The organism is Mesorhizobium cantuariense (assembly GCF_042647205.1).
GTDB lineage: Bacteria > Pseudomonadota > Alphaproteobacteria > Rhizobiales > Rhizobiaceae > Mesorhizobium > Mesorhizobium cantuariense.
In genome coordinates, this window is sequence record NZ_JBHRVD010000001.1 from 2,880,594 (window position 1) to 2,893,962 (window position 13,369).

Genomic DNA, 13,369 nt, shown 5'->3' on the forward strand with positions numbered 1-13,369 from the left:
CTTGACACCGGTTAAATCTCCGTTTAATCAGCGCGCCAACACCGGGCCGCAATGCCCGGTGGTTTTCTTTATGTGCGCAAGATGCGTGGAAACTCAATTCTACTATCTTGTTTGAACTGACGTGTCCCGTGGGTTTTCCGCCGCGTTGCGTGGGAAAACCCTGTCAGGTCTCGAAAACGGAGGCCAGAGGAGGGCGCGTTTCCTTCACCCGGACCATGAGGTTCCGGGTGTATTGTTTTGAAAAGGGAATGCGATGAGCAAGCGCGAATCCGCGAAGTACAAGATCGACCGCCGTCTCGGCGAAAACATCTGGGGCCGCCCGAAGTCCCCGGTCAACAAGCGTGAATACGGCCCCGGCCAGCATGGTCAGCGCCGCAAGGGCAAGCTTTCCGATTTCGGCCTGCAGCTGCGCGCCAAGCAGAAGCTGAAGGGTCACTATGGCGACGTTTCGGAAAAGCAGTTCCGCAAGGTCTATGAAGAGGCCGACCGCCGCAAGGGCGACACCTCGGAGAACCTGATCGGCCTGCTCGAGTCGCGTCTCGACGCGGTCGTCTACCGCGCCAAGTTCGTGCCGACCATTTTCGCCGCCCGTCAGTTCGTCAACCACGGCCACGTCAACGTCAACGGCAAGCGCGTCAACATCGGCTCGTATCGCTGCAAGCCGGGCGATGTCGTCGAAGTGCGCGAAAAGTCGAAGCAGCTGGTCATCGTTCTCGAAGCGGTCGGCTTGGCCGAACGCGACGTGCCGGATTACATCGAAGCCGATCACAACAAGATGGTCGCGACCTTCTCGCGCATCCCCGGCCTGGCGGACGTTCCGTTCGCCGTACAGATGGAACCGAACCTGGTCGTCGAATTCTATTCGCGCTAAACGAGCGCGTTCTGCGATACTATGCAAAGGCCGCCCGTCGAGGCGGCCTTTTCTTTGTCTGCCTTTTCTTTGTCTGCCAGGTCCGCTAATTCCAGGCGCAACGAAGCGCCGGACAGTCGTTGCTCCCGGATTTTGGAACTGACGCCATGAACATGCTGCCAGACGCCGAATCGCTTGAACCAGCCAGCGACATCGAGGGCGGCTTTCATCCGCTGTTTGCCGATGTGCCGTCCTCGGTCGAGTTCAACAAATTGCGCAAGCGGCTGCTGCGGCTGACCCGACAGGCGATCGAGGACTTCTCGATGGTGAAGCCCGGCCAGCGCTGGCTGGTTGCACTGTCGGGCGGCAAGGATTCCTATGGCCTGCTCGCCGTGCTGCTCGACCTCAAATGGCGCGGGCTGCTGCCGGTCGATCTGCTGGCCTGCAATCTCGACCAGGGTCAGCCGAACTTTCCAAAGCACATCCTGCCCGACTATCTCGACAGATACGCCATACCGCATCGCATCGAATATCAGGACACCTATTCCGTCGTCACCGACAAGCTGCCGCAGGGCAGCACCTATTGCTCGCTCTGCTCGCGTCTCAGGCGCGGCCATCTCTACCGCATTGCGCGCGAGGAGGGGTGCTCGGCGCTGGTGCTCGGCCACCATCGCGAGGACATTCTCGAAACCTTCTTCATGAACTTGTTCCATGGCGGTCGTCTCGCCGCCATGCCGCCAAAGCTGCTCAACGACGACGGCGACGTCATGGTGCTGCGGCCGCTGAGCTACTGCGCCGAGGTCGATCTGGAAAGATTCGCTGCCGCGATGCAATTCCCGATCATTCCCTGCGATCTCTGCGGCAGCCAGGAAGGTCTCCAGCGCAACGCCATGAAGGCGATGCTCGAGGACCTGGAAAAGCGCATGCCCGGCCGCAAGGACACGATGCTGCGCGCGCTGTCGAACAGCAGGCCATCGCATCTGCTTGACAGAAAACTGTTCGATTTCGCGGCGCTCAACGAGACCCTCAGCGCAAGGCAAGACATTTCCGATGACATTTGACGACGCCGCGATCGACTGGCTGGCCGGCATTCTGGCCGAGGCGGCACTTGCCGAGATCATGCCACGCTTTCGCCGGCTGGGCGAGGGCGACATCCGGCAGAAGACCTCGGCCGCCGACCTGGTGACCGAAGCCGACGTCAATGCCGAACGGCTCATCACCGCGTGGCTGCGCGAGCGCTACCCCTCGGCGAGGAGGCCTGTTCCGACAATCCAGCGCTGTTAAATGGGTTGGGCGATGCCGATCTGGCTTTCGTCATCGACCCGGTGGACGGCACGTTCAACTTCGCCTCCGGTGTGCCCTTGTTCGGCGTCATGCTGGCGGTCGTGGTCAAGGGCGAGACCGTCGCCGGCATCATCCACGATCCGGTCGGCAAGGACTGGCTGATCGGCGCCAAGGGCGCCGGCAGCCATATCCGGCATGCGCATGGCAGCATCGAGAGGGTGCATGTCGCGGCACCCGCGCCGATCACGGAAATGACCGGCTCGGTCTCCTGGCAATATATGCCCGAGCCGGAGCGGTCGCGGCTGGCGCGCAACCAGACGAAGATCCTGTCGCAATTCGCCTATCGCTGCGCGGCGCACGAATATCGCCTGTTGGCGAGCGGCCATGCCCACTTCGTCGTCTACAACAAGCTGATGCCGTGGGACCATCTGGCCGGCGTGCTGATCCATGCCGAGGCCGGAGGCCATGCCGCGCGCTTCGACGGCAGCGCCTATCTGCCCTCGCATCTCGGCGGCGGCCTGCTTGTCGCGCCCGATCGGGAAAGCTGGCACGAATTGCACCGCGAGCTCTGGGCGCAATAGGATCAATTCCTGCGGCCAGCTGAAAGAGCTATGCAATCTGACGCAAATCCGGAGGCTCTCGATGAAACCTCGGTTCGCAATTGTCGCGGCGGCTCTTGCTGCCGCCTTGTTTGCCGGCTCCCACGAAGCAAGATCGCAAGAGCGCAGCTGTCGCAGTCCAGATCCTGTCGACACGATAAAGGAGATGTCGGACGCTATCTATGCTTGTTGGAAGCCGCCGCCCGGAACCGCGGGCATGTCCCTGACGCTGCGGTTCTCGCTTCGCCGCAACGGTACACTGATTGGCAAGCCTCGCGCCACGTATTCCGACCTGGGGACCGATGCCCAGCTCAGCCGGGCGTTCGTGGCTTCTATCCTCAGGGCACTCGATGACGCTCTGCCATTGCCCTTTTCGGACAGCATGGGAGGAGCAATCGCGGGGCGTATGCTTGCCCCTCGCTTCACCGCGGCTCTTGAAGGCGCGTCCTGATGCAGGTCGCCCAAAAGTGGCCCCGGTTTTGGAAGAGCGACATGCGCAAAAACACCAATTCAGTGCAAGTCGGTGATGTGCCCTAGAACGGGCGGGTTCTGCGGCTGGAACATCTTGCCGCGCTCGGCGATGAAGATCATCAGCAGCGCTGCGACCGAGACGCTGCAGAAGCCGGCGGCCAGCGGCGTCACCGTGCCGTTGAAAGCCTGACCGATCAGCGTGCCGAGAATGCCGCCGAGAAACGTCTGCATGAAACCCAGGATGGACGACGCCGTGCCCGCCAGTTGGCCGAGCGGCTCCATGGCCAAGGCGTTGAAATTCGCGCCGAGCGCACCGAACGGAAGCATGGCGCTGGCAAAGAAGGTGATGAACAGCCAGAGCGGCATCTTCATTTCCAGCGAGACGACCAGCCAGGCAAGGCTGATGACCAGGAACAGCAGCAGCGCGCTCTGCGACAAGCGGCGCATGCCGATACGGCCGACAAGGCGCGAGTTCAGGAAGTTGGAGAAGGCAAGTACGCCCGCAACCCCGGCGAAGATGACCGGGAACATCTCGCCGACGTTGAAGATGTCGACATAGATCTGCTGCGCCGAGGCGATGAAGCCGAACATGGCGCCGAAAATGAAGGTGCTGGCGAAGGCATAGCAGATCGCAATGCGGTTGGTGAGCACGATGCGAAACCCGCCGACAATGGAGTTGACGGTCAGCGGCCGGCGATGTTCGGGATGCAATGTTTCAGGCAGGCGCAGCAGCGACCAGGCCGAGACAATGAGCGCACCGACGGCCATGGTGACGAAGATCCAATGCCAAGTCGCAAACAGCATGATGAACTGGCCGATGCCGGGAGCAATGACTGGTATCGCCATGAACACCATGAAGATCAGCGACATCACCTCGGCCATGCGCCGCCCGTCGAATGTATCGCGCACGATCGAGACGGCGATGACGCGGGTGGCGGCCGCACCGATGCCTTGCACGGCCCGGCACAGCAGAAGTGTTTCAAAGCTTGGTGCAATGGCGGCCGCCGCGGCCGCGGCGACATAGATCACCAGTCCGGCGACCAGCGGTGCACGACGTCCGAAGCGATCCGAGATCGGCCCGAAGAACAGCTGGCCGCCGCCGAAGCCCAGGATGTAGGCCGTTATGACGTACTGCCGGTGATTTTCGTTTTCGACGCCGAGCGAGGCGCCGATCTGCTGCAGAGCCGGCAGCATGATGTCGATGGCCAGCGAGTTCAGCGCCATCAGCGCGGCGCACAGCGCGATGAACTCCCAGCGTGGAATGGGCAGTTTGCTTGCCGGTTGCGGCGCTGATTTTGGCTGGTCCACGGCAAGTCCGATCTTTCAAACGAAAATGCGCCGGCGGGCCGGCGCATTGGCTCGTCTTGGGTCCTGAGTTCAGGACATAAAGATTGCCGAGGTGGGGCTGCCCTGGCGCCTTAGTGCATGTCGCCCAAAACTGTGCGGCAGTTTTGAAAGGACGACATGCAGAAAAACAGAAATCAGGCGGCGCCTTTGACGCTGACGCCCTTTTCGACGAGGAACGTCTGCAGTTCGCCTGCCTGGAACATTTCACGGATGATGTCGCAACCGCCGACGAATTCACCCTTGACGTAGAGCTGCGGAATCGTCGGCCAGTTGGAATATTCCTTGATGCCTTGGCGCAGTTCAGCAGAGGTCAGCACATCCACGCCTTTGTAGTCGGCGCCGATATAGTCGAGGATCTGGACGACCTGGCCGGAAAATCCGCATTGCGGAAAACCGGGCGTGCCCTTCATGAAAAGGACGACGTCGTTGCCCTTCACTTCGTTGTCGATGTAGTCGTTGATACCGCTCATGGACGATCCTTTCACGCCTGTGGGAGTCAGGCTGGAAACATAGCCATCAAATAAACCCATAGGTTGCCCGAAACAAGATGTTTGCGCCGCCGCCGCGGAAATGGCGCAAAGGATCGCCTGATATTGGGCCAAACAGGTGGGCTTCCTCGCCCCGGGGCGCGATGAAAAGGCGGTATGGTGCGGCGGTCCTTGTAGGCATTCTGCTCGCGGCAGCGGCCGTGATCTGGTGGTTCAGGCAGCCGCAGCGCCCGCCCAGCATCATGGAAAAGAACGCCTACGCCGCCGCCAGGCCGGATGTGGCATTCGCCAACCAGTCCGGCCCGATGCCGGTGATCGACGGACAATCCCATCCTCGCTTCGAGAAAAGCGGCACCTCGCGCTACACCCGCAACGGAGTCGGTGTGCGTGATGGCGACATCGTCGTGCTGGCGATCTCGCGGTCGCAGGTCAGTCTCGGCAGCTTCGCGTGCCCGTTCCGCGACGCACTCAATTATCCCAATGCGCTGTTCCTCGACGGGGCGGTTTCGGCACTGTCGAATGGCCAGAGGATGCTCGTCGGCGGTAACTATCCGGCGAGGACGATCATCGCGGTGTCGGCGAAGACGCCTGCTGCCGGGTGACGACAAAGCCGAAATATAGCTGTAGCTAACTCTTGAAGCTTGCGCTATTGTGAGCGCAAGTCTGATTTGCATGGAGGATGCTGGCATGGGCGAGGGGAAACTCTGGCTGGAGCGAAAGTTCGATCGAAGGCTGCTTCTGGCCGGTGGCCTTGCGGCTGCCGGCGGCACCGTGGTTGCGGCGAATGCCGCCCGCGGTCAGACAAGCCACGCCGGTCACGAGATGCCGGCGGTTGCTGCCGCTGAAAGGCCGCCGGCGCATCTCTCAGCCCATGGCGCCATGATCACGGTTGGCGAGGTAGACGACGCACGCAACGGCTTCGATCCGTCGAAGCTGCTGAGCGACTGGTACACCGGAACGGTGTCAATGCTGCCGGAAGGGCGGACGCTTCGTACCTTCGAGGTCACGGCCGAGGACAAGGAGATCGAGATCGCGCCCGGCATCATGTTCCCGGCCTGGACCTACAATGGCCGTGTGCCAGGACCGACGCTGCGTGCGACCGAAGGCGAGCGGCTGAGGATCGTCTTCCGCAACCAAGGCTCGCATCCGCATTCGATGCATTTTCACGGTATCCATGCCGCACGCATGGACGGTGTTCCGGGCGCCGGCCTGATCGGCCCGGGCGAGGAGTTCGTCTACGAGTTCGATGCGAGGCCGTTCGGCTGTCACCTGTATCACTGCCACGCCCTGCCACTGAAGCGGCACATCCAGAAGGGCATGTACGGCGCCTTCGTTATTGACCCCGATCCGGCCCGGCATCCGGAGCACGAAGCGGTCGCCCGATCGCGCCTGCTCGGCACGCCGGAGAATGCCGGCTGGCAGGAGTTCGTCATGGTGATGAATGCCTTCGACACCAACTTCGACAACGAGAACGAGGTCTACGCCGTCAACACGGTCGCCCACGCCTATGCGAAAAAGCCGATCCGGGTGCTGAAGGACAAGCCCGTCCGTATCTATCTCGTCAATGTCGTCGAGTTCGATCCGATCAATTCCTTCCACCTGCATGCCAATTTCTTCGACTACTACAATCAGGGCACGACGCTCACTCCCACGCTCAAGACCGTGGACCTGATCACCCAATGCCAGGCCGAGCGCGGCATCCTCGAGTTCCATTTCCGGGACCACGAACCGGGCCTCTATATGTTCCATCCCCATCAGTCGGAATTTACCGAACTCGGCTGGTCCGGAATGTTCGACGTCGTGGAGGCCGTGTCGTGAGCGATCTGAGCCAGCCCCTTGCCGACACACGTGCCGACCGCCCAAGGTGGACCTATCTGTTCTGGATCGCGCTGCCGCTCGCCGTGCTCGGGCTGGCGATCGCCTGGCTGGCCTCCTCGGATCCGCTGTCGAGCTTCCGCAATGGCGCGCCGCCGGTCGAGAACCTCACCTTCGAGCGGACGATCCTGGGGGCCGACGGCATCCGGGTCCTTGTCCGGGGCGGCGGATCGGAAGCGATGACCGTTGCGCAGGTCCAGGTCGACGATGCTTACTGGCAGTTCACCCAGGATCCGCCGGGCCCGATCGCGCGCGGCGCCACGGCGTGGATCAGCCTGCCATATCCCTGGGTGGTGGGGGAGGCGCATGCGATCAACGTCGTAACCAGCACCGGGACGACGTTCGGGCACGAGATTGCCGTAGCCGTGCCCACGCCGACACGCGATTCGCTGAGCTTCGCCGCGCAGGCGGTGCTTGGCGCCTTCGTCGGCATCCTGCCGGTGGCGATCGGCCTTATGTTCTATCCCGCGCTCCGCGGTGTCGGAAGGGACGGCATGGACTTTCTTCTGTCGCTGACCGTTGGGCTGCTCGCCTTCCTTTTCGTCGACGCCCTGGAGGATGCTTTCGAACTGGCCGGGCAAGCCGCAGCCCTGTTCCAGGGTCCAACGATGGTTGTGCTTGCCGCCGCCGCCAGTTTCCTCCTGCTGATGGCTGCAGGCCGGCGGAGCGGGACGCCGACCAGTCTGGCGCTCGCCACCTTCATCGCGCTCGGCATCGGCCTGCACAATCTCGGCGAAGGGCTGGCGATCGGCGCCGCCTTCGCCTCGGGCGCGGCGGGGCTGGGTACCTTCCTCGTGCTCGGCTTTACATTGCACAACATTACCGAGGGCATCGGCATCGCTGCCCCGATCCTGAAGCAGCGCCCGTCATTGCGGACTTTCGCCGGACTGACGCTGCTCGCGGGCGGGCCCGCCGTCGTCGGCCTGTGGATAGGCAGCCTCGCCTACGCCCCGCAATGGTCGGCGCTGGCGCTGGCTGTCGGCGCAGGGGCAATCCTGCAGGTGATCGTCGAGCTTGTTTCGATGCAGTTTCGCCAGCGGGGAGACGGCACACGCGCATTGTTTGCACCGAGCGCAATGGCTGGTTTGGCAGCCGGAGTTGGCTTCATGTACCTCACGGCGATGCTGGTCAAAATCTGAACAGCGCCGGTCTTGAGGTTCAGTCGGGAACGCTGGTCTGCAGCGCCAGTGCGTGCAATACGCCGCCCATATTGCCCTTCAGCGCGTCGTAGACCATCTGGTGCTGCTGCACGCGGCTTTTTCCCCGGAAGCTCTCGGCCACCACCTCGGCCGCATAATGGTCGCCGTCACCGGCGAGATCGCGAATCGTCACCTTGGCGTCCGGAATGCCGTCCTTGATTAGTTTTTCGATGTCGTGGGCATCCATTGCCATTGCAAAATCCTGTTTCGAGCGGCCGGGTAGCCGGCCATAAGATGAGAGTCGGGCGAGCCTAAAGCCTTTCCGGTTCGGATTGAAGCCGTTCTGTCCCGCCAAGGGCCAGACGGTCCGGAAACCTCGGGGAAGACCTAGGCCGGTGGGCTAGCTTCATCCTCTACAGCGTCCTCGCGGGTCGAGAAAGCGCGGCCAAGGCTGAAGGCCAGCACATAGAGCGGCGCGTTGAGCACGAGGCTGACAATGGGGAGATAACTCGTCATTTGCCAGACCGGCGAGAAGAACGGTTGTCCGTAGCCGTCGCAGACAAGCGACGAACCGTATTCCCACAGCGCCCCTATGATGACCGCAGCGGCGAAAAGCTTAATGCAGGTGACGATGTGCCTTGCCCGTTCCGGATCCGGGAAAAGGCGGCCCCAGAGCACCAGGCAGATGATCGGGACCGCGTAGATGAGGTTTTGCGCGACGAGCATCGGGACGGCGCCATTGGCCGCTGCAAGAAACTGCGCGCGCGTTTCCAGCTGGGCGCAAACCTCGCTTGAGGTCGTCGACAGCAGGAAAAAGACGAACGGCCCGAGGAACCAGAAGAAGAACAGCGACGGCCAGAAAACGACTGCAAGCAGTGCTCGGGCAGCCAGTGTGGTCAACTGGCCTGATCCATGAAGCGGGGGAACCAACCTTCGTGAGCCCCGGTCAATTCGCTGACCGGGATTGCCCGCGCCTCGCCAAGCTTCAGCGCGCTGCCGCCGGTCGAGCCGATCCACGGCGCGAAAATGCCTAGTTCGCTCTGCTGCTTGCGAATGGCGTCCCATTCATCGCCGTGCGGGTCGATCGACAGCGTCAGCAGATAACGGCCCTGATCCTCACCGAACCAGACCGGGATCGGATCGGTGCCGACAAGCCCGGGAACGGTCGCGCCGATGCCGGACGCCATCGCCATTTCGGCCAAAGCCACGGCGATGCCACCATCGGAAACGTCATGCGCCGCCGTGACGATGCCGGATGCGATGAGAGCGCGCACATGGTCGCCGACGCGTTTTTCATGGTCTAGATCGACCGGCGGCGGCGGGCCATCCGTGCGGCCGTGGATGTCTCTGAAATAGACCGACTGGCCAAGATGGGTTCCCCAGGACGCGGGCGCGCCGACCAGCAGGATCATCTGGCCTTGCGCCGCAAAGCCGGTCCGCACCATCTTCGACCAGTCGGCGATCAGGCCGACGCCGCCGATGGCCGGGGTCGGCAGAATGCCCTGGCCGTTGGTTTCGTTGTAGAGCGAGACATTGCCCGAGACGATCGGGAAGCCAAGCGCGCGGCAGGCATCGCCGATGCCTTTCACCGCGCCAACCAGCTGACCCATGATCTCGGGCCGTTCCGGATTGCCGAAATTGAGGTTGTCGGTGGCGGCCAGCGGCAAGGCGCCGGTGGCGGTCAAATTGCGCCAGCATTCGGCTACCGCCTGCTTGCCGCCTTCGTAGGGGTCGGCCTCGCAATAGCGCGGCGTCACGTCGGAGGAGAAGGCGAGCGCCTTGGTGGCATGGCCTTCGACCCGGACCACACCGGCATCGCCGCCGGGAAGTTGCAGCGAATTGCCCTGGATCAGCGTGTCATACTGCTCCCAGACCCAGCGGCGCGAGGACAGATCGGGGCCGCCGAGCAGCTTCAGCAGCGCGTCGGCAACATCGGCCTGCGGAACATCATCGGCGGCCAGCGGCGCCGGCTTCTTCGGCTCGACCCACGGCCGGTCATATTCGGGCGCCTTGTCGCCAAGATCCTTGATCGGCAGGTTGGCAACCTCGTCGCCCTGGTGCAGCACGCGGAAGCGCAGATCGTCGGTGGTCTTGCCGACGATGGCGAAGTCGAGCCCCCATTTGTGGAAGATCGCCTCGGCTTCCTTTTCCTTTTCCGGGCGCAGCACCATCAGCATGCGTTCCTGGCTTTCCGACAGCATCATTTCGTAGGCGCTCATGCGCTCTTCGCGCACCGGCACCTTGTCGAGATCGAGTTCGATGCCGAGGTCGCCCTTGGCGCCCATCTCGACCGCCGAGCAGGTGAGGCCGGCCGCACCCATGTCCTGGATGGCGATGACGGCGCCCGAGGCCATCAGTTCGAGGCAGGCTTCCAGCAAGCACTTTTCGGTGAAGGGGTCGCCGACCTGGACCGTCGGGCGCTTCTCGTCGATCTTGTCGTCGAATTCGGCCGAGGCCATGGTGGCGCCGCCGACGCCGTCGCGGCCGGTCTTGGCGCCGAGATAGACGACCGGCAGGCCGACGCCCTTGGCTTCCGACAGGAAGATCGCGTCGGTCTTGGCAATCCCCGCTGCAAAAGCGTTGACCAGGATGTTGCCATTGTAGCGGGCGTCGAAATTCACCTCGCCGCCGACCGTCGGCACGCCGAAGGCGTTGCCATAGCCGCCGACGCCGGAAACCACGCCTGAAACGAGGTGCCTGGTCTTGGGATGATCGGGCGCACCAAATCGCAGCGCATTCATTGCCGCGATCGGCCGCGCGCCCATGGTGAAGACGTCGCGCAGGATGCCGCCGACGCCGGTCGCCGCACCCTGGTAGGGCTCGATGTAGGAGGGGTGGTTGTGGCTCTCCATCTTGAAGACCACGCAGTCGCCGTCGCCAATGTCGACCACGCCGGCATTCTCGCCTGGACCCTGGATGACCTGCGGCCCGGTGGTCGGCAGCGTGCGCAGCCATTTCTTCGAGGATTTGTAGGAGCAGTGCTCATTCCACATCGCCGAAAAAATGCCGAGCTCGGTAAAGCTCGGCTCGCGCCCGACAAGGTCGAGAATACGCTGATACTCGTCGGGCTTCAGCCCGTGTGAGGCAATGAGCTCGGGGGTGATCGGCACGGAATTGGAAATGGTCATGGGCGGCGATTTGTATCCGGGGCGTTGGGAGTTGAGTCCCGTCTTATCGCAAGCTTGGGAGCCAATACACCCCATCGGATGCTGAAAAACAACGGAAAGCTACAAGGAAGGGCTTCTGTACCGCCATTGGGAACGGGATGACATCCCGGCCGTTAGGTCTGCAACCAATCAGGAGATTTGGACCATGGCCACCAAGCAAGGCAAGAAAGACAATCGGCTCTCGGACAAGGAGGCTATGCATATCGCGGAGACCACCGACGTTTCGCCTGGGCAAGCCAAAGAACTGGCTGAGAAGCACGGGAAAGACAAGGCCGAGAAGGAAGCCAAGAACTTCAAGGCAGAGGGCTGATCTGAGAGCCAGGTTTTTATAGGGGCTGCTCTGCGCCAAACCAACGCTTGGGCCTGTCAGTCGCGAGCTGGCTCAGGAGAAGCTGTCGTAGCCGGCGCGGCCTTCATCGAGAAGTCGCCGGATCACCGCAACGCCTTCGGCGATGTCCTTGCGCTGTCTTGGCTGTGAAACGCCGAAGCGGACGCCATGGAAAACCTGCTCGGAACGTCCGGCCTTGAACTCGTCCTCATCGTCGATCAGCACGCCATGCTCAAGGCAGGCGTTCTTGAAGGTGCCGGAAAGCCAGGGGTCGGGCAGGGTCAGCCAGACAAAGGGCACCCTGTCATGTGACTTGAACGCGAAGCCGGCCAAAGTCTCGCGCACGATGGCGATGCGGGCGTTGATTTCGGCGATACTGCGCTTGCGTATCTCATCCGCCTGACCAGACAAAACCAGCCTTGTATTCACCTCCGCCAGCAGGAAGGGCATGCCGCCGGTCATCATCTTGTGGGCGACGCGGATGCGATGGCGGTAGGCGGGCGGGCAGGAAAGCCAGCCGCCGCGCACACCGGCCGCGACCGACTTCGACAGGCCGCCTGCGACAATGGTGCGTTCGGGGGCATATTCGGCCAGCAACGGCGTCGGATCATCGGTCAGATGACCATAGAGATCGTCCTCGATGAGGATGACATTGTATTCGCGTGCGACACGCGCGATCGCCTCGCGGCGCGCCGCCGACAAGGTCACCAGCGTGGGATTCTGCGCCGTCGGCATCAGGAAGATCATCTTCGGATGTTTTTGCGCGCAGACGCGCTCGAAATCCTGGGGATCGATGCCTTCGTTGTCCGACGCCACCAGCGCGGTGCGCCGGCCGATAAGGCCGGCGCTGCGCGAAATCTGCGAATAGGTGAGGTGCTCGAAGGCAACGTAATCGCCAGGGGTGGTGAGTGCCGCGATCGCCGCCATCACCGCGGCATGGGTGCCGAGCGTGGGGACAATGGCGTCAGCGGCTGGTCGAAACGAATTGCGTGACAGCCAGCGGGCGCCGGCTTCGTACCAGCGGTCGGGGAAATCCCGCGTGTAGCTTGAAATCTCATGCGGATGGTCCTGTGCGGTGCGCGACAGGACACCGGCGACAATGTCGCCCTGGCCGATATCAGGTGCTGCGGTGCTGTCGAAACGCAGTTTGCCCCTGGGCGCATCGATATGGCGAGTGCCTTCCGCGCTGACGTCCGGAGCCAGCAAGTCCGGTTTCGCGCCATCGGCGCGCTGGCCGAGCACATAGGTTCCACGCCCGACTTCGCCGCTCACCAGCCCGCGCTCGCGCAGCAATTGATAGGCCCGGCCGACCGTGCCGACGGTGGTGCCGATGTCGTAGGCGAGGTCGCGTTGCGGCGGCAGTTTTGCGCCGGCGTCGATCACGCCCCGATCGATGTCCGTTTCGATGGAATCCGCCAGGCGCTGATACAGCGGGCCGGAGCCGGCAGTGAGATCGGGAAGCCAATTTGTCATGGTGACAATTTTGTATATTGCACCCTTATATGAGTCAATACATATCAGGAGCGTGCCAAAAAGGGTACAATTTGGAATTCTGGTAGAAAGAAAATGAATACAATCGCGACAATCCGTCATTCGAGAGCCGAGTTATCAGGCCAATCGACACGTCCATCGGGCCGGAGCGGCTTTGTCAGCCGTCTGGTGCACGTGGTCAAGTCGCTGGCGAGATGGATCGACCATCTGTTGGAGCGCCGCCGCAGCCGGCTGGCGCTGCTGGAAATGACCGATGATCAGCTCAAGGATATCGGCGTCTCGCGCTGCAATGCCCACCGCGAGGGCATCAGGCCTTTCTGGGACTGAAAG

14 protein-coding genes and 1 pseudogene are annotated in these 13,369 nt (G+C 62.5%); 9 read left to right on the forward strand and 6 right to left on the reverse strand.

Going from position 1 to position 13,369, the window contains the following annotated elements; all coding sequences use genetic code 11:
* Positions 1-253: 253 nt before the first annotated feature.
* From rpsD to ACFOJ9_RS13600, 4 genes and pseudogenes are all read left to right on the forward strand, one after another.
* On the forward strand, positions 254-871 hold the full coding sequence (gene rpsD / locus ACFOJ9_RS13585) for a 30S ribosomal protein S4 (RefSeq protein ID WP_023759539.1): 618 nt from the start codon (positions 254-256) through the stop codon (positions 869-871).
* 146 nt (positions 872-1,017) lie between these two features.
* On the forward strand, positions 1,018-1,911 hold the full coding sequence (gene ttcA / locus ACFOJ9_RS13590) for a tRNA 2-thiocytidine(32) synthetase TtcA (protein WP_378979337.1): 894 nt from the start codon (positions 1,018-1,020) through the stop codon (positions 1,909-1,911).
* Positions 1,901-2,715: pseudogene (locus ACFOJ9_RS13595) on the forward strand (inositol monophosphatase family protein). Before ttcA ends, ACFOJ9_RS13595 begins: the two are co-directional and overlap by 11 nt.
* A 61-nt stretch (positions 2,716-2,776) precedes the next feature.
* A complete protein-coding gene (locus ACFOJ9_RS13600; RefSeq protein ID WP_378979338.1) occupies positions 2,777-3,184 on the forward strand; it encodes a hypothetical protein in 408 nt (135 codons plus the stop codon).
* A gap of 59 nt (positions 3,185-3,243) precedes the next feature.
* On the opposite strand, the gene ACFOJ9_RS13605 is transcribed toward ACFOJ9_RS13600, so the two are convergent.
* Positions 3,244-4,512 (reverse strand): multidrug effflux MFS transporter, encoded by a 1,269-nt coding sequence (locus ACFOJ9_RS13605; RefSeq protein WP_378979339.1) that lies wholly within the window; start codon positions 4,510-4,512, stop codon positions 3,244-3,246.
* A 173-nt stretch (positions 4,513-4,685) separates the two neighbouring features.
* Positions 4,686-5,021 (reverse strand): Grx4 family monothiol glutaredoxin, encoded by a 336-nt coding sequence (gene grxD / locus ACFOJ9_RS13610; RefSeq protein WP_111542518.1) that lies wholly within the window; start codon positions 5,019-5,021, stop codon positions 4,686-4,688.
* 161 nt (positions 5,022-5,182) lie between these two features.
* Between grxD and ACFOJ9_RS13615 the strand changes: the two genes are divergently transcribed.
* The 3 genes from ACFOJ9_RS13615 to ACFOJ9_RS13625 all read left to right on the forward strand — a co-directional run bounded on the left by ACFOJ9_RS13615 (position 5,183) and on the right by ACFOJ9_RS13625 (position 8,053).
* The gene (locus tag ACFOJ9_RS13615) at positions 5,183-5,641 is read left to right on the forward strand and encodes a phosphodiester glycosidase family protein (protein WP_378979340.1); all 459 of its coding nucleotides are present in this window, start codon (positions 5,183-5,185) and stop codon (positions 5,639-5,641) included.
* Between the two features lie 85 nt (positions 5,642-5,726).
* Entirely contained in the window at positions 5,727-6,857 is a 1,131-nt protein-coding gene (locus tag ACFOJ9_RS13620) for a multicopper oxidase domain-containing protein (protein WP_378979341.1), read from the forward strand.
* Positions 6,854-8,053, forward strand: coding sequence for a ZIP family metal transporter (locus ACFOJ9_RS13625; RefSeq protein ID WP_378979342.1), 1,200 nt, complete (start codon positions 6,854-6,856; stop codon positions 8,051-8,053). Before ACFOJ9_RS13620 ends, ACFOJ9_RS13625 begins: the two co-directional genes overlap by 4 nt.
* A 19-nt stretch (positions 8,054-8,072) precedes the next feature.
* On the opposite strand, the gene ACFOJ9_RS13630 is transcribed toward ACFOJ9_RS13625, so the two are convergent.
* The 3 genes from ACFOJ9_RS13630 to purL form a co-directional block, all read right to left on the reverse strand.
* The gene (locus ACFOJ9_RS13630) at positions 8,073-8,306 is read right to left on the reverse strand and encodes a BolA/IbaG family iron-sulfur metabolism protein (RefSeq protein WP_010909092.1); all 234 of its coding nucleotides are present in this window, start codon (positions 8,304-8,306) and stop codon (positions 8,073-8,075) included.
* Positions 8,307-8,440: 134 nt separating this feature from the next.
* On the reverse strand, positions 8,441-8,953 hold the full coding sequence (locus ACFOJ9_RS13635) for a hypothetical protein (protein ID WP_378979343.1): 513 nt from the start codon (positions 8,951-8,953) through the stop codon (positions 8,441-8,443).
* Positions 8,950-11,181 carry a phosphoribosylformylglycinamidine synthase subunit PurL gene (gene purL / locus ACFOJ9_RS13640; RefSeq protein ID WP_378979344.1) on the reverse strand — a complete coding sequence of 744 codons (2,232 nt, stop codon included), beginning with the start codon at positions 11,179-11,181 and terminating at the stop codon, positions 8,950-8,952. Before purL ends, ACFOJ9_RS13635 begins: the two co-directional genes overlap by 4 nt.
* Before the next feature lie 184 nt (positions 11,182-11,365).
* Here purL and ACFOJ9_RS13645 point away from each other — a divergent pair, with 184 nt between their 5' ends.
* Positions 11,366-11,530 carry a hypothetical protein gene (locus ACFOJ9_RS13645; RefSeq protein WP_168991916.1) on the forward strand — a complete coding sequence of 55 codons (165 nt, stop codon included), beginning with the start codon at positions 11,366-11,368 and terminating at the stop codon, positions 11,528-11,530.
* Between the two features lie 72 nt (positions 11,531-11,602).
* Here the strand turns inward: ACFOJ9_RS13645 and ACFOJ9_RS13650 are convergent, their stop codons facing one another.
* Positions 11,603-13,021: an aminotransferase-like domain-containing protein gene (locus ACFOJ9_RS13650; RefSeq protein ID WP_378979345.1), complete on the reverse strand. Its 1,419-nt coding sequence runs from the start codon at positions 13,019-13,021 to the stop codon at positions 11,603-11,605.
* Positions 13,022-13,114: 93 nt separating this feature from the next.
* On the opposite strand from ACFOJ9_RS13650, the gene ACFOJ9_RS13655 reads away from it, so the two are divergent.
* Positions 13,115-13,366: a DUF1127 domain-containing protein gene (locus ACFOJ9_RS13655; RefSeq protein WP_378979346.1), complete on the forward strand. Its 252-nt coding sequence runs from the start codon at positions 13,115-13,117 to the stop codon at positions 13,364-13,366.
* Positions 13,367-13,369 lie beyond the last annotated feature (3 nt).